The following is a 17647-nucleotide window of genomic DNA, read 5'->3' as shown; positions in this document are numbered from 1 at the left end:
AAAAAAAGTTGCTACACATAGCAACTCTAGGATAAAGCTAATTTATTTATATTTATGTCGGTAGGTAGGGACTTTGTCCATCAGTGTTCGTGCCATAATGTACATTTATAATTGCGGAAATTAATGATTTCCAGGAAAATCTGTATTTTTCAATGGCTCTTTTTTTAAGCCAATGAGTAATTTTATTGTTTGGTCTAATGTTTCGTGTTTAACGGTAGTGGCATCAAATTGAAGTAATCTAAAGGTTGACTGAACACAAAAGCCAATGACAAACGCAGAAAGAATCGTTCCGATCCCAACCATACCTCCGAGTCTCCAACCGACAAAGACCGCCAAAAGCTCGATTGTGCCCCGACAGACACCAACTGGTAAGCCTGTTTTTCTAGTAAGTGCCACCATCAAACTGTCCCTTGGGCCAGCTCCAAATCCTGAGCCAATGTAATAGTAAGAAGCTAACGCGATAATAAACAAACCAATGATAATCATGATGATTCCAAACACGAAATTGTTTGCAACAGGAATGAAATCAAATCCAATAAGGATGTCCAGAAACACTCCGATTAACACCATATTTAACAGGGTACCGAGTCCGAGTTTTTCACCAAGCAATACGGTTACGATTCCAATCACGATTCCAGCTATGATTGAAACGGTGCCAATGCTCATACCAATTGTTTTGGCCAACCCGACATGTAATACATCCCAGGGGGCATATCCAATATGGGCATTCATGGTCACGACGATTCCAAGAGAATATAAAAACAGTCCAAATATTAAACGCAATAAACGGGCAAAGAAAAGTTTCATATAAAATCTACTTTCTGTATCTGACTTTAAAATGCTAGATTTTGTCCTTTTTTCTGAGCATTTGTTATATTATACAAATATATCATAAGTTAATAGAATGTAAACATATGCCAGAGGGATAGGGGAAAACGAAAGAAAATTTTTTGGGAAACTCAAGATAAAAGGTCAATATTTCTAAACTAGGAGTGATTAGGGGATTTAATACTGGAATGAAACGTAAGCTTAAAAGGAGTATTACAACTCTAATAAAAACGTCTGGAGAAAAAAGAATGGAACGTGAAAATGTAATAGGTATGATCTTTGCAGCAGGTGCTTATATCGTGTGGGGAGTATTACCAATCTATTGGAAAATGCTAGGTGAAGTTCCTGCACTTGAAATATTAGCCCATCGAGTCGTATGGTCGTTTTTTTTCGTCCTCATTATCGTATTTCTTTTAAAGAGAAAACGATTAAAAAACTTTTTTCAAGTTCAAATGAGACAGAAAAAAACTTGGCTCGGACTTTTACTGGCTTCTTTATTTATAAGTATTAATTGGGTCACATATATTTTTGCTGTCAATACGAACCACATTGTGGAGGCGAGTCTAGGCTACTATGTTAATCCACTTATCGCTGTTATGTTAGGTGTTTTTGTATTAGGTGAAAAAATAAATATGTCTCAGGCTATCTCATTTGTCTTAGCTGGAATCGGTGTTCTTTATATGACGCTATCGATTGGAAAGTTCCCGTGGATTGCACTAGTATTAGCCTTATCCTTCGGTTTTTATGGATTATCGAAAAAACTAATACAAGTAGATTCCATATTAGGCTTGCTCTTGGAAACTATTTTTATTTTACCTTTTGCCCTTTTGTTTTTAGCTTATTTAGGTATAAATGATCAGAATAGCTTTGCGACAATGTCACTTAAAACTGATTTATTTTTACTCGGATCAGGTATCGCTACAGCTTTACCACTGTTGTGGTTTGGAATTGGTGCACAAAAAATTCCTCTTTACATGGTGGGCATCCTACAATATATTGCTCCGTCCATTAGTTTGATTCTTGGGGTAATTATGTACGGGGAACCCTTCACAAAAGACCATGTTGTCACCTTTACTTGCATTTGGTCAGCGATTGCGATGTTTACCATCTCAAATATTCGGCAAGTCTTAAAAAATAGAAAAGAGTCAACAGTAGCCACAAGATAATATTGAAAATGAAAAAACACTTGCGGAGAACTCATTCACAAGTGTTTTGGAATTTTATTTATTCAATATTTGCTGTCGTTCTTCCATTTGAGGTGGTTCTTCCATCCACCCATTTTTTATCATGATTTTGGCTCCCTTATGGCCATATTCAAAAATATCTTTCATAAAAATCGACATTTTAGCTGGTAAATCATTTCGTAAGCTAAAAGCGGTTCCTAATGAGTTGCTGCCCATCGAAAAGCTGCAGAAAAGACTTGTGCAATACATCATCAATTTGTCTGAAAATGGGGCCACAGTTGACCGGGTAGCATGACCGCCTGATGGTACTGGGGCTTGTATCCCATCATGCAGCAAGGCTTCACTCAAATCCTTTACAATGCTTTTCGCAAGTTCTGCTCCTTCGTGAAAGAATTGTTTGGCTTCTTCTTCCTTTGCGCATTGGGCAAAACCCGTAATCATTTGCATCCCAATGATATTTGATTCAATTGCATGATGAATGTGAGCAACCTCAACCGTATTTAGCGTTCTTTTGTCACTAAAGGGATGAATCGCAAGTCCCCCCAAATAACTTTGGTCTTTCACATACTCAACTGATTTTGGCATGGAAACATAGGGTGGTCGGGCAAGCATCCCATTATTAAGCAAATATTGCGTACAAAGATTGTAATACTTTTGAGTCAATGCGGTAAGATCTTTAAACATTGAGACAATATCTTCTCGATAGGCCATCGTGATATTTAATGAGTGCATCCCCATACTTATTTCTTGTATAAGGCGTATGAATAGGATATCGAAACCGTTATCATATAACTTCTCCACCTCTATGTTTACATCCTGAGTAGAAAACCCTACCGGAATTACGGCACCTTCACTCTTAAGCATATCCGTTATTTTCCCAACATAAAGCTCTGTTTCGCTATGCAAATTAGTCAAAATATCTTTCGATTCTTCATCATCGGCTTTTTCAATAAAATAATCCAACATATGTAATTTCATTGTTTTTTCTTGATATGTCAGCCATAATGTTCCAAGTTCAGAGGACGTAAGGACTGGCTTCTTTGTCATATAAAATAACCTCCATATTAATTAAATCCCACAAATAGTATTTCTTTCTGTAAATTCAAATATCATGAACCGTGATTTGAAAAAAGATAAGTTACATGTTTTTTTATAAGAAGGGAAGGGATCAACAAGGAATCAATATCATGCTATGAACTTAAATGGAATATCAAAGTAATGGATTAAGAAGATAATAATAAAAATAGATAGGATATAAGCCACAACTGGTTTGTAGTGGTGCAGCGCAATAACAGAAAACATGACAAGATCAAAGAAAAAAGAAAACCAAATATGCCAGCCATTCTGGTAAGAAATTCTCTCAAATACTAATAAAATCCACTCTACTGATATATAAGTTCCAGACCAAAGCAGTATGTAAAAGATTCTTTTAATCCATTTTTCTGGAAAATGAGTCAGGAAAATCAAGACACTAATTGGCATCGTAATAACAGCGTAAACTATCACAACCATTTGATTTCCATATATGAAATCCGAATGGAACTTCCATAAGGTATTTTCTTGTACAATGTACTCATAAAGAAGGCCGCCTGTTGAAATGATGAACATACTTGCATGGTAGTTTCTCCAGTTTTTCCAATCAGCCCACTTTAAGGATGCCAAAATGGTTAGTATGGTAAGAGTGACATGCATAAACACACTCCTTTCGAGTGTTTTCATCTATTATCCCCAACTTTCTATAAGATAATGTAAAGGAGACAACCTTTTCCGGTGGATTCATGTCTTCGTTTTCATTTTGAAGAGTAAAATGGGCGAAAGAAAAATAAAAATCAACCTAAAAAAATTTATAAATATTTTTTCATAAAGCATTGACAATCAAAATGAAAATATGGTAAATTTATCTCGAATTAGAGATAAATTAATTCGAAATATACCTCAGAACTATAGATCGGATTAAAAATCTCTACGGGTTTACCTGGTTTTAAAAAGACTGGGTAAACAATTTTTTGGATATATATCTCGAATTCGAGATAAAAAATAAAATATATTGGGGGAGTTTAAAATGACAAAATGGGCAGTAGACCAATCACACTCAAGCATTGGATTTGAAGTTAAACACATGATGGTATCAAAAGTAAAAGGGACTTTTGAAACGTATACCGCAGAAGTAGAAGCGGCAGAGTTAACAGATCTTACTACAGCTACAATTGGATTCAAATTTGACGTGGCAAGCATTAATACACGTAGCGAAGATCGTGATAATCACTTAAGATCAGCAGATTTCTTTGATGTTGAAAATTACTCAACGATTGATTTTAAATCAACCAGCATCTCAAAGGATGGAGATGATTATAAAGTAACGGGTGACTTAACAATTAAGGATGTAACAAAATCAGTTACTTTTGATGTTGAATTTGGTGGTAAAGGGACAAATCCATGGGGCGTAGAGGTTTACGGATTTGAAGCAGAAGCTAAAATTAACCGTGAAGAATTCGGCCTAACTTGGAACGCAGCTCTTGAAACAGGTGGCGTACTTGTAGGGAAAGATATCAAAATCAAAGTGGAATTAGAAGTAAACCCTGCAGCATAAATTTTTTATAGGTACAATCGAAAGTTTTATGAAAAAAATGCCCAACTAGATGAGTGGGCATTTTTTCTATTTGATTGAAAAGAGCTATTCGAAATATTATCTGATAGTACACTTCGATCATGAAATCCCTGGAAACCATCCCGGTGTGTGGATGATCGCTTTCCATAATGGGTCAGGAATCATCAATTCTTGTTGCTTGTCCTTATCGATCTTGGTCACAATCTCGATCTCTTTTCCTTCAGTTACTTTTTGCACCCAATCAGGATCAATTATCAATTCTCGCCCCAATGCCAGGAGAGAAACACCAGTATCAAAGGCTTTTCGAGCATCTTCAGCAGAATAAATGGAGCCAACACCAATTAATGGAACCCGATTATCAATGGTTTCAAGCAGGTATTGAATTCTTGTTTTATTAAGGTCCGCAACCCCTCTTCTAGGCTTGGAAAAGAAATCAGTTAACGAAACATGCAGATAATGGAGCTCTTTATCTGCTAAAGCATCAACTAGCATAAGCGTCTCGTCCATTGTAATACCGGGTGACTCTGGTTCTTCTGGTGAAAAACGATAGCCAACAATAAAGGAAGAAGGGGCATGCTCATTTACAACCTTTATTACTCTGTCGACTACGGCTAGAGGAAAAGTCATTCGCTTCTCCAAGCTCCCGCCAAAGCGATCTTCGCGACGATTCGAATGGGGAGAGAAGAATTGCTGGATTAAGTAGCCGTTTGCGCCGTGAATTTCCACCCCGTCATATCCTGCTTCAATCGCCCGCCGGGTCGTTTCGCCAAATGCTGTAATCATATCTTCTACTTCTTGCTCAGTTAACGGTCTTGGCTTAACATCAGGTTCTTCTGTTGACACACCACTTTTTTCTGCTGGAACATCACTGGCACTGACAATTTCGCCATTTGGTACCAATTCAGGTGGACAACTCCTGCCACCGTGAAATATTTGAAGGACTGCTTTGGCACCTTTTTCTTTAATAGCTTGAGCTATTCGCTTTAAACTAGGGATCATATCATCACTATCTCCGCCAAATTCTCCATGAAATCCCTTTCCATTAGGCGTTATATATGTACAAGCAGTAATCACCATACTGGCTCCGCTTGATCGACGACCATAATATCTCACCTCTGCATCTGTAACAGTTCCATCAGAATTTGAAGAAAAATTGGTCATCGGAGCCATAACGATTCTGTTTTTCAATTCCACTCCATTCGGAAGCGTAAAGGATGACAACATTATTTCATTATTCGAATTCATATTTCCGTTCCTCCAAAGAAAAAATTGCTGAAACGATTCGGTTTTTATCCTTGGCAAAAAAGCCTTATATTATGAGTAAACCATTACATACAATAAACCCAATTTGTAGATCAATGGCTAATTTGGTCCTATAATTTTATCATGAAACCTCGGAATTTATTACATTCCTTTACAATCACATTATTAAACAATTGATTTCTCTTTAACAAAATCCCTATTTGTGGTTATCCAAGATTATTCATTTCAGATTCATCATCGTTCGCCCTCAAACGCTTAATATCTTCTTTTGGTGGAAAACCAAACATTCGCGAATATTCACGGCTAAATTGTGATGGACTTTCATATCCAACCCGGAACGCCACTTCTGCTGCATCCGCTGATTCGGATAGTAACAGGCTCCGAGCTTCTTGTAGTCTCAATTGTTTCTGGAATTGAATCGGACTCATCGCAGTGACCTCTTTAAAGTGCCGATGCAGTGAAGAAACACTCAGTTTGGCTATTTCCGCAAGCTCCTCAATCTTAAAAGATTTTTCATAGTTATTCATGATATGTTCAATCACATCACTGATTTGATTGGTCGAACTTCCTTCTATTGCTATTTGTTTTAGTGTACCTCCATGTTCACCTTGCAAAACTCGGTAGATAATTTCTTTTCTAATTAGTGGGGCAAGTACCGGGATATCCTTAGGCTGGTCTAAGAGCCGAGCTAATCTTGTTACCGCGTCTAACAGAGAGGGCTCTATTTTGCTGACATACAAACCACGTTTAGCATTTTCCTTCTTTTTCTCTTCCATTTGGAATTCACGTAATACCTCCAATATTTCACTCGGTGTAAATTCAAGTTTTAGTGCCAGATAAGGAACTTCGGTCGAGGCCTCCGTAACTTGTCCACTTATTGGCAGATTAACGGAGGCTACAAGGTAATCAGCAGGACCATACTGAAACCGCTCCTGTGATAACAACACTTCCTTCATCCCTTGAACGATAATGCATAAGGATGGATTGTAAACTCCATAGTTTGGTCCAGTCATATTTGAGAAACGGGAGAAAAATAAAGTCGGAATAGCAGTAATTTGAGAACCGTCTTGTCCTATATGATCCTCGATGATTTTGGTAAGCTCTACTCTTTGTCTATATAATTGTTCAAACATAATAATCTCCTTTGTATTCTCATCCTTGATGGTCTCATTATAAAGCTAATATTCTTTCCGCGTAAACGGTTGTGAGAGGATTATGCAATGATTTGATACGATTGTGATATCGTCCGTAATTTCAATTATTGCATAATGAGGATGCAAGCTATCACCCATCATAATTTTTTTCGGAAACACATGATTTAAAGAAAACGATGTCAATGTAAATAGCAAAAAGCAACTCTAAAAATCTAATCGTTAATAACGCTGAAGGGAAGTTACATCATGCAAACACGTAAGTTGGGAAATAATGGATTAGAAGTTTCTGCGATCGGTCTAGGTTGTATGGGAATGAGTTATGGATACGGTCCAGCAGCGGATAAGAACGACATGATATCGCTCATTCATGCAGCAGTTGATCAAGGCGTTACGTTCTTTGATACAGCAGAAGTATATGGACCATATGTGAATGAGGTGTTGGTTGGAGAAGCGCTTAAACCTTACAAGGGGAAAGTGGTCATTGCCACTAAATTCGGTATCCAAATGGTAGACGGCAATCAGGAGCTAGTCAGCAAGCCAGAGACCATTCGGCAATCCGTTGAAGGCTCGCTTAAACGTCTTAAAGTTGACACGATCGATTTATACTACCAACATCGTGTTGATCCTAATGTCCCAATCGAGGAAGTAGCCGGAGTGGTACAAGACCTAATCAAGGATGGGAAGGTGAAACATTGGGGGCTATCAGAAGCAGGAGTGGAAACGATTCGCCGTGCGCACGCGGTTCAGCCGTTGACGGCGATTCAAAGTGAGTACTCCATGATGTGGAGAAGTCCAGAAGAACAACTTCTGCCAACCCTTGAAGAACTAGGAATTGGCTTTGTACCGTTCAGCCCTCTAGGCAAGGGTTTCCTTTCCGGAACAATTGATCAAAATGCAACATTTGATCGCTCCGACTTCCGCAGTATTGTACCACGTTTCAAGCGAGAGAATATCGAGGCAAACCTGGTATTGGTTGAATTGATCAATAAGATTGCTGCAAAGAAAGATGCAACACCAGCTCAAATCGCACTAGCATGGGTGCTTGCCCAGAAGCCGTGGATTGTTCCCATTCCTGGTACAAGGAAACGTGAACGACTTGAGGAAAATCTGTGTGCAGCAGAAGTTGAACTGGCACCTAGGGAATTAGATGAATTGAATGATGCACTATCAATAATTAAAATTTCGGGGGATCGTTACCCTGCAAAATACGCAAATAGAACGGGAAAATAATAGACACTTAATCTTTCATAAACTGGAGGTTTTCCAAAATGCAAAAAGTTATATTGAACAATGGTGTAGAGATACCAATACTTGGCTTTGGTGTTTTTCAAATTCAAGATGAAAAAGAATGTGAACAAGCTGTTTACGATGCTATTACAGTTGGTTATCGTCTCATCGACACCGCTGCTTCATATTTAAATGAAGCAGCGGTAGGCAGAGCCATAAAGCGAAGTGGAGTGCCAAGAGAGGAATTGTTTATTACGACAAAACTCTGGGTTCAGGACACTGGTTATGAAAATACAAAAAAAGCATTCACAAAATCACTGGAAAGACTGCAACTGGATTATTTAGATCTATATTTAATTCATCAGCCATATGGCGATGTTTACGGTTCTTGGCGGGCGATGGAGGAGCTGTACCATGAGGGAAAAATTAGAGCCATTGGAGTCAGCAACTTTTATCCGGATCGTCTGACGGATTTTATTATTCATAATGAAGTAGTTCCTGCTGTAAACCAGATAGAGACACATCCATTCTGTCAGCAAATCGAAAGTTCTAAACTTATGAAAGAGAATAATGTTCAAATCGAGTCATGGGGACCATTTGCTGAAGGAAAAAACAATATCTTCCAGAATGAAGTTTTAGCTTCCATTGCTAAAAAGCACGATAAATCTGTTGCGCAGGTTATCTTACGGTGGTTGACACAAAGGGGAGTGGTGGCGATACCGAAATCGGTACGGCAGGAAAGAATCATCGAAAATTTCAATATTTTTGACTTTGACTTAAGTTTAGAGGATATGGAAAAAATTGCTACTTTAGACACGAAGGAAAGCTTGTTCTTTTCTCACTGGGATCCCGAAATGGTAAAATGGCTCGGTACCCGAAAACTTGATATTTAATGGTATAAACTTTGCATTTTCTGCGGTAATGGGATGGTTTGCAAATCTAAAATAAATAAAATGATAAGCCCCCTTTCATGAAGTACAAGGAATGAAAGGGGGTTTATTTTGTAGCACGATGCATTTTTTATTTCGGCAATATTACGGCTATTAATCTTTGTTATAGCAGAATGTAGATTTCGCTATGTTTGAAAAATAAAGGGAAAAATTCCGTTTAAATTAGGAAATTCTCATACTTACACGAAATTTAACGTCTAATCTTTAATAATCAAGCCCAATAGCGATGCAAACTGAATCGCCTGATAGGTTGAGACTTTACATCCTTTTAAATCTTCAATTGAAACCATAAGCGATTCAAAATTAGATGAACTAATATCGATTCCTTTAAGTGATGTTTGTTCAAAATTTGCTCCATTAAGGTTACATATTTCGAATTCTACTTTTTTAAGTTTACAGTCATAAAAATCTGTACTTTGTAGTGAAACTTCTTTGAAAATGACTTTTTCTAGCTTTGAATGCCCGAATGTAGCCAAGTTTAATATCGAGTTATCGAATTTAACATTCCCAATATAAGAATCTGGAAAGTTACAACCGAGTAATTTGCTATTAATGAATTCGACTCGATGAATGGAAGAATTGCTCATATTCACATTCGATAAATCGCAGTTTTCGAAACGGACATCTGTAATCGAAATATTATTAAAATCCGTATTAGTGAATTTGCAATTTCTGATTACTGAATCAGATAGTCGGACTCTATTAACAGCCTCATTTACAAATTCAGAATCGATGATCAAGCACATTTCAAACATTGGATCTTCCTCAAAATAAATATCTTGAAAATTCTTCGCAGATAAATCATGAGAAATTTTTGGAATATCAATTTTCATATTATACCTCGTTTCGTCGTTAAAGCTCTCGTCGTTTGGACCGATAATAAAATATATAACAGCAATAATTGTAACAAAAATTTAGGTAAAAAATTAGAAGGATAAGGAATGATATGATATTTAATTTTTTCTAAAGCGATAATACATGTTCCAAATTAGCCGTGAATTTTTCTTGTTCTTCTAGATTGCACATATGGGCAGACTCAGCAAACCAAACAATTTGCTTCTGACTAGTTTTTAAATTGCTTAAAAACTCTTCAGCTAACAAGCTAGGCGCAGAGTAGTCATGCTTTCCCAAAAAGAAATATATAGGCATGGTTAAGTTATCCACTTCTTTTAATAAATTCATTTTCATAATCTCAGGCCAAAGACAATCCAAGCTAAATGAAAATCCTTTTAAGAATTTATAGATATCAAATATAGTATATTCATGACTTAACAACATTCTTTTAAAGTATAAAGAGGGGAGACCGCCGTTCTTTACGGATGCTCCAAACTTATTGCTTAATGCGGATCGAACCTGCAGGCCTTTTTTCCAATCATCATATGGGGGCTCCTTAATTTGTTTGAGCTTTCTGATTGCCTTTTTATTACCTCGCTCAATGGCTGTTTTATAGCAATATTCGTAGCACTGCTTCTCCGTTTCAGGTCCACCTACAACTTGAGAAATCCCAACATATTTTTCTATATAATCCGGATGTCTTTTGGCTGTTAATATTCCAAGTAAACTTCCCAAGAATGCCCCACTAAGAATAATTTTTCCTTTTTAAATCTTTTTAGCAAATATTGGATAACTTCTTTTGTATAGCCAATCATTTTTTCAATTGTCATAGCTTCTTTTGGAATTTCATGATTATAGGAAAGACCGGCACCTAATTGATCCCAGTTCACAACAATAAAGTTCTTTTCTAACTGTTTTTGAGTATCAGCAGCAATTCCAATATTGGGTGTACCGGGTCCACCATGTAGAAATAATAGAATCGGATTCATTCCACTTTCACCCCGTATTAATAGCCACTGCTCAAAGCCTCCGAAATTCATTTTCGTTAATTCTGCAACACTATCTTTCCCAGAAATATAGTTTGTTTTTCGTGTAAACATCGTTCATTCACCCTTTATTTAAAACCTATATTTTAATACGTGGGGAATTTTAATAATGACTACTTGAATACAACCTTCCTTTTCATACTCCATACAGCGATATGCGCAATGAGATGGGCAATGCCGTTTTTAAAAGGATTCACTTTAACATCGTAGAAATAATGGTCTTTTTCACTGTAGTACTCGTAATCAGCAGGTAGATTTTTTCTTGAAAGGGCAGCCATTTTTTTGAAAATTTTAAACCATATTAAATTACCTAAATTAGGAGGACCTTGTTTTTTCTTTTTCATTGACTGTAAAAATTTCTTTGTTGATCGGCTAATGTTTCTTTTCGTTTCTTTTTTATACTTTTCAGTTGCTTCCCAAGGAGTAGTCGTGATACAAAGTTTGCAAATGATTTTGCTTCCACCCAATGTAAGTGAAAGGGCCTTTATGACTTTACTCAAACCTGAGCCTCCGTTCGCCACAAGCATCAACGATTGATTGAAGAATTTCGGTCTATGTAAACTATGCGCAAAACGGTCAATAAAATTTTTCATTAACCAGCTAACATTTTGTGCATAACCTGGTGAATTAAGAATGACCCCATCTGAGCTTAAAAGCTCTTGTTCGATCTGTACCTTTTCATCCTTTAATGGGCAAAATCTTTCCCCTTTAGAAATACAAGCAAAGCAACCTTTGCAGGTGTGGAGATTGATGTCATTAAGGAAAATGTATTTAAAATCTACGTTTCCCAACGACTTTAATTCCGTTTCAATTTCCTTAACAATTTTATACCCTTGACCTTTATGAGGACTTCCCATTATTGCAACTACCTTCATTTTAAAAATCTCCTTTTTAAAAATTTAATAATCGTCCATAGTGGGTGGCAGTACTTTTTAACGGAAAAGCATATCTATAACCTTATCGATGAATAGTTCCCGCTGAACAGTATCGTAGAAATCAATTTGTACATTCTGGAGAAAAACCTCTCTTCTCAAAAATGCTGATTGCAGAGTCGAAATAAGGATATGAGTAGAAATGTACAGCTCGTCATCTGTTTTTGTATCACCTAATATGGACCTAATCATAGGCAGATAGGCATTTATCGTTTGGGATGTGTTGTCTAAGGTGTTTCCGGCGGATAGGTCAGAAAGAATAGATACCCTAGAAATCCCTTGATTATTAGCTAAGAAAGAACAGGTTGCTTTTGTAAGAAAACGGAGTTTTTCCAAAGGCTCTAAAGAAACACCTTCGGACATACCCTCAAATCTATTAATAATGTTGCCTATTATTTTTTGAACACATTGATTTATCAGGTTCTCTTTTGTTTGAAAATGGTAGTTAATAAGTCCTACACCAACATCTGCTTTAGCAGCAATGTCTCGTATCGTCACATTGTCTATGGATTCGCATTCCTCAATTAATATGGTTGTAGCATTGATGATCCGTTCTTTTACTTGGGAAGTTTTCATCATATCAATCTCCATTTTTATAAACTGAACAAAGTTTTGAACATTGTTCAATCAAAAGATAACACTAGGTCAATCCCATGTCAAATTTGCAATAGAGGGATGGTTCGGGTGTTCAAAGTTGATTCCGCAAACCTCCAGGTTTTGGGTACTATAGATGAAAAAAACTCGTATTTAATAAAGCATGCTTATATCAATTGAAAATATAATATGGACAGTCAGATTTTCCGGAAAAACACAAATGATAAATATGAATCCGTAGATTATCAGCAAAGATTTAATAATACACTTTTGTCAAATACTTTAAGAGGGATTACTGGGTTTTTGTGGTAAATTATTATATAGGGGAGGAGGATGTTTTGAATAAACTTCTAAAAATTACACTTGGTGTTTTTGGTGTCATTATATTAGGAATTGGACTACTTGTAGTTGCCTTCGTGTTAGAAATGAAGCCTGATAAAGATGAAGAGGAAAAGATAAAGATTCAAGCTGAGCAATATTTAGAAGATAAATTTAATAATAACTTCGAGATATATGACACTTTGTATGATAATATGGGGAACTTTGAATTTGAATATGCCGCAAAGGTTAGGGATAAGAAAACTAATACACAATTTCTAGTTTATTACGATGATGAAGCAGAACAAATGGTTGATACATATATTGCTGATAAATGGACTGATGAATTAGAAACTGAAATACGTCCTTTTATTAAGGAGACTTTTGGAAAAACAACCGATTTCCATGTTTTCTTTATCAATGAAAAAATTGGGCAAGAACTGGGTATTGATCCTGGTAATCCTAGAAGTTATAAAGAGTTCGATGTTGCACCAACGATCCGTATTGTTGTTCCCCGTAAAAGAAACGATGAGGACGAAAAAATTCTTAATGAGTTCATATCTTTTTTAAAAAGTGAAGCTAAATTGCAACGTGGTTCGGTCATTATGGAATATATTACTGAAAAAGGTGAAATTTTAGATGATGAATGGGGTAAGGAATTTTAATTTGATAAATTTTTCAATTAAAAGGTGTTTAGTCGAAAATGCGAATTAAAATAATTGCCATTGCGATACAAATCACTTAAAAAAGGCTTGCCAAAACTCTTTTCAGATGGTAAGCCTTTTTTATTGTCATTTATATATGAAATATGAAATCTAGTAATCATAATTAGTATTATTTTTTCATATTTTGACCTGAAATTGATAATCTCATTTTGTAATCGCCTTTAAATGTTGCAAATGGATTCCGATGTGTCCAATACCGAGCATAATTACCGAAACACTAAGCCAAATTACCTTCCCGTAAATACTTAATAATAGAAAGGCCAATACCGGCAGACTTGCTCCTGCTACAGGAAAGCCACCAAAACTACTATAGAAGTTCTCTAGGGTATGCTCGTTTTTAAAGTATCGAATCCAGTACATCTCATACATAAGCATTAGTATAAAAGAAAGAACAAGCCAACTACTCCATAAATTAAACGAACGAATATTAAAATCACTAAAAATCAACGCAGCACACGTTACGCAAACTTGCCCAACCCGTTCGAAAAACAAAAGAAACTTATTTTCCTTTACAACAATATCCTCATAGCCTTCCAGGTTTATTTTTAGTCCATATAAGGTTAGGTATAAACAGCATCAATAAATAGATGAAACCTACATATGAAAATCCCAAATGTCCCATGTTATCCACCTCCTTTTCTTATAATCAATGACATTACTTCAAGGGCATAAAAAATGAACTCGTAATGTTTTGTTGGGGATGATGGGGTTGAGAGTGTATTTACCATAAAAAAATCAAGTTTAATCATTATTGTTTTCCATACATTTAGATTAATCCTTTTTTATCTATCATACATCTTTGGATTCTTTATTTTTGCAAAAATATTGCCTAAAATATGTAATAAAAATAGGATTAAACATGACTAATAGTAAAAGTGAGGGTTGTTGATGAAAGTAATTGATTTAACACATACCATTTCCGAAAAAATGCCCGTTTACCCAGGGGATGACAATCCGAAATTGGAAACTACATGTTCTTACGATGAGCACGGTTTCAAAGGAACATTGCTGACCCTTTTTTCCCATTCAGGTACGCACATGGATGCTCCTTCACATGTTTTTGCAAATAGAACCACATTAGATGAGTTTCCCGTTGATCAATTTATTGGTAAAGGAATAGTTATAGATTGCAGTGATTTAGGAGAAGGACAAAAAATCACGATGAAATATATTGAAGGTGTAAAGGGAAGGGTAGAGCAGGCAGAATTCATTTTGTTTTATACAGGCTGGGATCAGTATTGGGGAACAGACACCTATTTTGGAGAGTACCCGACAATCACCGAGGAAGTTGCTGACTATTTAATCCGCAGCAAAAAGAAGGGAGTGGGATTAGATGTAATGGGCATTGATGCAATATCTGATGAAAACCTGACCATCCATCGAAGGATTTTTGTTGAAACCGATATCGTTGTGATTGAGAATCTGAAGGGATTAGGGGAGGTTGGAACGGAGTTATTTACATTTTGCGCCTTTCCGATAAAATACGAGAACTCTGATGGGGCACCGGTTCGGGCAGTTGCTTTATTAGAGAAATAAAACACCAGGACTTTTTGTGAAAATCGAACAATTGGAAACTCCATCTGGTCTTGGCGGACATGAGTGACCTTATTTTTGAATTAATCACATTTTTTTTACTTTAAGCGGACATACAGTATCTTATTTAACTAAAAACAATTGAATTAGGCCAAATTCCCAACAAATAAGAGATTCAATGTCCACATAGTCTACCAAAACAACACTTTTTATCAAAATAGCGGAACGTATGTCCGTATATATGAGGATGACTTAAATTAAGAAAAGGGAAGCCATAATTGTGTGCTTCCCTTTTCTGCAAACGATTATTCAATCATTACTTAACACTAGAACTAATTAGTATTTGATTTAACTTTAAGTTTACTGGATTAGCAATTGTATCGCCTACAGGGCATTTACTTTCTACAAAGGCGATAAACTCTTCCACCTTTTCTTTTGGCGCATCTGTTTCAATATGAATGTTATAGCGAATATCACTAAAACCTGGACGGACATCAGATTTATTCAAGAAGCCATCCGTATCGAGATCACCTTCAAGTTCTACTCTGAAATCGTCAAGTTGAATATTAAACTTTCTAGAATACACTCGTGCCACAATGGCTTGGCAAGCTCCTAAGGCACAAAGCGCCAGTTCAACAGGATTCATACCAGTATCCGTTCCTCCGAGTGTTTTTGGTTCATCAATGGTTACTTCGAAATTTCTGGACTTAACTTTCACTTGGACTCCTGATTGTAAATGAGCATTTGCTTTAAATGTAGCTTTTGGCATGTTTTAAAACCGACCTTTCTGATATGAATAATTAGATTATGCTATTTATTATAACCTTGTAGATTAAAAAATCAAGCAAAAATTCCTAATTTTCAAATAAAATGGTCTAGAATTCAATTCAAAGATTCTTTATAAAATAAATTCTCCTATATCGGAAACCTAGGGCAAATAAAAAAAGGATGCCTGGCATCCTTTTTAAATTTTACCTAATCATTATAGTGCTTGGGTTTGAAATTGTAATATCTTTTTTACTTTATGATTAGATGTCTGGATGATCTTTCCTAAAAATAAAGCTGTAACCAACGTGCCAATTCCCACAGGTCCGCCTAACAAAAATCCAAGGATTACGCCACATATTTCAATACTCATTCTTGAAATAGTGAGACTCCAGTTTAATTTATTGCTTAAAGCCACCATTAATCCGTCAATGGGTGTTTTCGGAAATTTAGCCTCCATATAAATACCCATTCCTACACCTGCTAGAAGTACTCCGAGGATTAGACTTAACCACTTTAGCTCCCAAGAATTTGAAAAATCCACATTTTTTAAAACGAAATAAAACCAGAAATCCAAAAAACAGCTACGTATTATGATTGGAATCATAGATTCAATTCTAAATCTGGTTTTTTCAAGAATCCAAGTAATTAAAGTGAAAACAATTTGAGATATAATTGACCACGTTCCGATGGTTAACCCAAAAGAGTTGGTTAAACCTACAGCGACAGAGTCCCATGGACCTGCTCCTTGTAAGGAGAGAATGATAAAAGCAATACCTAAAGCAGTACAAGCTAGCCCTACTAAATAAATCCCTATTCTTTTTCCCAAATGATGCCACCTCATAAATACGTTGTAATAGAATTATATAATTATAGCACTTTATGAGGAATCATAGGGACGATGCTGGTACTTCTTTAATAAGTGTAAGTAGAAAAGAATTTCAGCATTCTTGAAGCAATCCGCTATGATTGTGTAAAATTGCTTTAAAAGTATATGATCAAGGTCTTAAGCGTTTTTTTATTGGATAAGAATAAAAAACAAAACGCTCAGATTATCCTTCTTTGCGTTGATTTTATTAAAATTTGAAACAAATATACCTTTCCATAAATACTTATAACCCAAAATTAAATTAGGATGTGTACGATGAACTATACGACTGAACGCACTCGACGCCAAATCATACAGAGCTTTATCCATGTTCTGCAAACGAAACGGTTTTCTTCCATCACGGTTCAAGATATATGTGAGGATGCATTAATTCACCGTACTTCGTTTTACCGCTATTATGAAGATAAATATAGTTTATTACGAGATTTTATTTATCATATATCTGAAGAGCTTATTCAATTGAATCAAAAATCGGATTCAAACATTTTTAAATCACTGGTTGATTATGTAGAAGATCATTTCGTCTTATTCGAAAATACTTTATTAGGGTCGGATGGGCACATATTATTCAAGAGCATGGTGAAAATCGCAAGTGATATCATGCGGGAACATTCAATAACAGGAAATGAGCCCATTTCAACCAAAATCAATCAGTCTAAGTATCCTGATGTCATGTGTGATTTATATGCAACGTCATTTATGACGATTCTCCAGAATTGGATTAGCAAAGAATATAAATACGAGAAAGAGGAGTTATTTGAAATCTTTAATCAGGTGATGTTCTCATAATACAAATT

20 protein-coding genes are annotated in these 17647 nt (G+C 35.9%); 7 read left to right on the top strand and 13 right to left on the bottom strand.

The annotated features are described in order from the left end of the window. Positions 1-120 precede the first annotated feature (120 nt). A complete protein-coding gene (locus RGF10_RS14460; RefSeq protein WP_318503134.1) occupies positions 121-807 on the bottom strand; it encodes a YczE/YyaS/YitT family protein in 687 nt (228 codons plus the stop codon). A 269-nt stretch (positions 808-1076) separates the two neighbouring features. Between RGF10_RS14460 and rarD the strand changes: the two genes are divergently transcribed. After that, positions 1077-1994 (top strand): EamA family transporter RarD, encoded by a 918-nt coding sequence (rarD, locus tag RGF10_RS14455; RefSeq protein WP_412176734.1) that lies wholly within the window; start codon positions 1077-1079, stop codon positions 1992-1994. A 54-nt stretch (positions 1995-2048) separates the two neighbouring features. Here rarD and RGF10_RS14450 read toward each other — a convergent pair whose 3' ends face one another. Then, positions 2049-3059, bottom strand: a complete 1011-nt coding sequence (locus tag RGF10_RS14450) for a DUF3231 family protein (protein ID WP_318503130.1) — start codon at positions 3057-3059, stop codon at positions 2049-2051. A gap of 138 nt (positions 3060-3197) precedes the next feature. Next, positions 3198-3731: a CBO0543 family protein gene (locus RGF10_RS14445; RefSeq protein ID WP_318503129.1), complete on the bottom strand. Its 534-nt coding sequence runs from the start codon at positions 3729-3731 to the stop codon at positions 3198-3200. Between the two features lie 343 nt (positions 3732-4074). Here RGF10_RS14445 and RGF10_RS14440 point away from each other — a divergent pair, with 343 nt between their 5' ends. Beyond that, complete coding sequence (locus RGF10_RS14440) at positions 4075-4602, top strand: YceI family protein (RefSeq protein ID WP_318503127.1); 528 nt, start codon at positions 4075-4077, stop codon at positions 4600-4602. Between the two features lie 117 nt (positions 4603-4719). Here the strand turns inward: RGF10_RS14440 and RGF10_RS14435 are convergent, their stop codons facing one another. Together RGF10_RS14435 and RGF10_RS14430 are read right to left on the bottom strand one after the other, a co-directional pair. Then, positions 4720-5865 (bottom strand): NADH-dependent flavin oxidoreductase, encoded by a 1146-nt coding sequence (locus RGF10_RS14435; RefSeq protein ID WP_318503125.1) that lies wholly within the window; start codon positions 5863-5865, stop codon positions 4720-4722. A gap of 224 nt (positions 5866-6089) precedes the next feature. Further along, positions 6090-7016, bottom strand: coding sequence for an AraC family transcriptional regulator (locus tag RGF10_RS14430; RefSeq protein ID WP_318503123.1), 927 nt, complete (start codon positions 7014-7016; stop codon positions 6090-6092). 267 nt (positions 7017-7283) lie between these two features. Here RGF10_RS14430 and RGF10_RS14425 point away from each other — a divergent pair, with 267 nt between their 5' ends. Both RGF10_RS14425 and RGF10_RS14420 read left to right on the top strand, forming a co-directional pair. Then, positions 7284-8267 (top strand): aldo/keto reductase, encoded by a 984-nt coding sequence (locus RGF10_RS14425; protein ID WP_318503121.1) that lies wholly within the window; start codon positions 7284-7286, stop codon positions 8265-8267. Positions 8268-8305: 38 nt separating this feature from the next. Beyond that, positions 8306-9157, top strand: coding sequence for an aldo/keto reductase (locus RGF10_RS14420; protein ID WP_318503119.1), 852 nt, complete (start codon positions 8306-8308; stop codon positions 9155-9157). Between the two features lie 254 nt (positions 9158-9411). On the opposite strand, the gene RGF10_RS14415 is transcribed toward RGF10_RS14420, so the two are convergent. The 5 genes from RGF10_RS14415 to RGF10_RS14395 all read right to left on the bottom strand — a co-directional run bounded on the left by RGF10_RS14415 (position 9412) and on the right by RGF10_RS14395 (position 12605). Then, a complete protein-coding gene (locus tag RGF10_RS14415) occupies positions 9412-10047 on the bottom strand; it encodes a pentapeptide repeat-containing protein (protein WP_318503118.1) in 636 nt (211 codons plus the stop codon). Positions 10048-10177: 130 nt separating this feature from the next. After that, the gene (locus RGF10_RS14410; protein ID WP_318503116.1) at positions 10178-10783 is read right to left on the bottom strand and encodes an alpha/beta hydrolase; all 606 of its coding nucleotides are present in this window, start codon (positions 10781-10783) and stop codon (positions 10178-10180) included. After that, on the bottom strand, positions 10759-11148 hold the full coding sequence (locus tag RGF10_RS14405) for an alpha/beta fold hydrolase (protein ID WP_318503114.1): 390 nt from the start codon (positions 11146-11148) through the stop codon (positions 10759-10761). The genes RGF10_RS14410 and RGF10_RS14405 overlap by 25 nt, the downstream gene beginning before the upstream one ends. Before the next feature lie 59 nt (positions 11149-11207). Then, on the bottom strand, positions 11208-11969 hold the full coding sequence (locus tag RGF10_RS14400) for a flavodoxin family protein (RefSeq protein WP_318503112.1): 762 nt from the start codon (positions 11967-11969) through the stop codon (positions 11208-11210). Positions 11970-12026: 57 nt separating this feature from the next. Continuing rightward, positions 12027-12605, bottom strand: a complete 579-nt coding sequence (locus RGF10_RS14395) for a TetR/AcrR family transcriptional regulator (RefSeq protein ID WP_318503111.1) — start codon at positions 12603-12605, stop codon at positions 12027-12029. Between the two features lie 353 nt (positions 12606-12958). Here RGF10_RS14395 and RGF10_RS14390 point away from each other — a divergent pair, with 353 nt between their 5' ends. Further along, positions 12959-13603, top strand: a complete 645-nt coding sequence (locus RGF10_RS14390) for a hypothetical protein (RefSeq protein WP_318503109.1) — start codon at positions 12959-12961, stop codon at positions 13601-13603. 204 nt (positions 13604-13807) lie between these two features. Here the strand turns inward: RGF10_RS14390 and RGF10_RS14385 are convergent, their stop codons facing one another. Continuing rightward, on the bottom strand, positions 13808-14155 hold the full coding sequence (locus tag RGF10_RS14385; RefSeq protein WP_318503107.1) for a hypothetical protein: 348 nt from the start codon (positions 14153-14155) through the stop codon (positions 13808-13810). 396 nt (positions 14156-14551) lie between these two features. Between RGF10_RS14385 and RGF10_RS14380 the strand changes: the two genes are divergently transcribed. Next, positions 14552-15199: a cyclase family protein gene (locus RGF10_RS14380; RefSeq protein WP_318503105.1), complete on the top strand. Its 648-nt coding sequence runs from the start codon at positions 14552-14554 to the stop codon at positions 15197-15199. 313 nt (positions 15200-15512) lie between these two features. Here RGF10_RS14380 and RGF10_RS14375 read toward each other — a convergent pair whose 3' ends face one another. Beyond that, positions 15513-15965: an OsmC family protein gene (locus RGF10_RS14375; protein WP_318503103.1), complete on the bottom strand. Its 453-nt coding sequence runs from the start codon at positions 15963-15965 to the stop codon at positions 15513-15515. A 213-nt stretch (positions 15966-16178) separates the two neighbouring features. Beyond that, positions 16179-16790, bottom strand: coding sequence for a YczE/YyaS/YitT family protein (locus RGF10_RS14370; protein WP_318503102.1), 612 nt, complete (start codon positions 16788-16790; stop codon positions 16179-16181). Positions 16791-17105: 315 nt separating this feature from the next. On the opposite strand from RGF10_RS14370, the gene RGF10_RS14365 reads away from it, so the two are divergent. After that, positions 17106-17639, top strand: coding sequence for a TetR/AcrR family transcriptional regulator (locus tag RGF10_RS14365; RefSeq protein ID WP_318503100.1), 534 nt, complete (start codon positions 17106-17108; stop codon positions 17637-17639). Positions 17640-17647 lie beyond the last annotated feature (8 nt).

Origin of the sequence: Bacillus sp. T3, assembly GCF_033449965.1 — a bacterium.
Classification (GTDB): Bacteria; Bacillota; Bacilli; order Bacillales; family Cytobacillaceae; genus Bacillus_BU.
The sequence above is the reverse complement of the archived record's forward strand: the minus strand, read 5'-3'. Positions and strand labels throughout refer to the sequence as shown.

Excerpts from the sequence above, each read along its gene's own strand:
- RGF10_RS14460 (WP_318503134.1), bottom strand. The coding sequence starts at position 807 with ATGAAACTTTTCTTTGCCCGTTTATTGCGTTTAATATTTGGACTGTTT.
- rarD (WP_412176734.1), top strand. The coding sequence starts at position 1,077 with ATGGAACGTGAAAATGTAATAGGTATGATCTTTGCAGCAGGTGCTTAT.
- RGF10_RS14450 (WP_318503130.1), bottom strand. The coding sequence starts at position 3,059 with ATGACAAAGAAGCCAGTCCTTACGTCCTCTGAACTTGGAACATTATGG.
- RGF10_RS14445 (WP_318503129.1), bottom strand. The coding sequence starts at position 3,731 with ATGAAAACACTCGAAAGGAGTGTGTTTATGCATGTCACTCTTACCATA.
- RGF10_RS14440 (WP_318503127.1), top strand. The coding sequence starts at position 4,075 with ATGACAAAATGGGCAGTAGACCAATCACACTCAAGCATTGGATTTGAA.
- RGF10_RS14435 (WP_318503125.1), bottom strand. The coding sequence starts at position 5,865 with ATGAATTCGAATAATGAAATAATGTTGTCATCCTTTACGCTTCCGAAT.
- RGF10_RS14430 (WP_318503123.1), bottom strand. The coding sequence starts at position 7,016 with ATGTTTGAACAATTATATAGACAAAGAGTAGAGCTTACCAAAATCATC.
- RGF10_RS14425 (WP_318503121.1), top strand. The coding sequence starts at position 7,284 with ATGCAAACACGTAAGTTGGGAAATAATGGATTAGAAGTTTCTGCGATC.
- RGF10_RS14420 (WP_318503119.1), top strand. The coding sequence starts at position 8,306 with ATGCAAAAAGTTATATTGAACAATGGTGTAGAGATACCAATACTTGGC.
- RGF10_RS14415 (WP_318503118.1), bottom strand. The coding sequence starts at position 10,047 with ATGAAAATTGATATTCCAAAAATTTCTCATGATTTATCTGCGAAGAAT.
- RGF10_RS14405 (WP_318503114.1), bottom strand. The coding sequence starts at position 11,148 with ATGTTTACACGAAAAACAAACTATATTTCTGGGAAAGATAGTGTTGCA.
- RGF10_RS14400 (WP_318503112.1), bottom strand. The coding sequence starts at position 11,969 with ATGAAGGTAGTTGCAATAATGGGAAGTCCTCATAAAGGTCAAGGGTAT.
- RGF10_RS14395 (WP_318503111.1), bottom strand. The coding sequence starts at position 12,605 with ATGATGAAAACTTCCCAAGTAAAAGAACGGATCATCAATGCTACAACC.
- RGF10_RS14380 (WP_318503105.1), top strand. The coding sequence starts at position 14,552 with ATGAAAGTAATTGATTTAACACATACCATTTCCGAAAAAATGCCCGTT.
- RGF10_RS14375 (WP_318503103.1), bottom strand. The coding sequence starts at position 15,965 with ATGCCAAAAGCTACATTTAAAGCAAATGCTCATTTACAATCAGGAGTC.
- RGF10_RS14365 (WP_318503100.1), top strand. The coding sequence starts at position 17,106 with ATGAACTATACGACTGAACGCACTCGACGCCAAATCATACAGAGCTTT.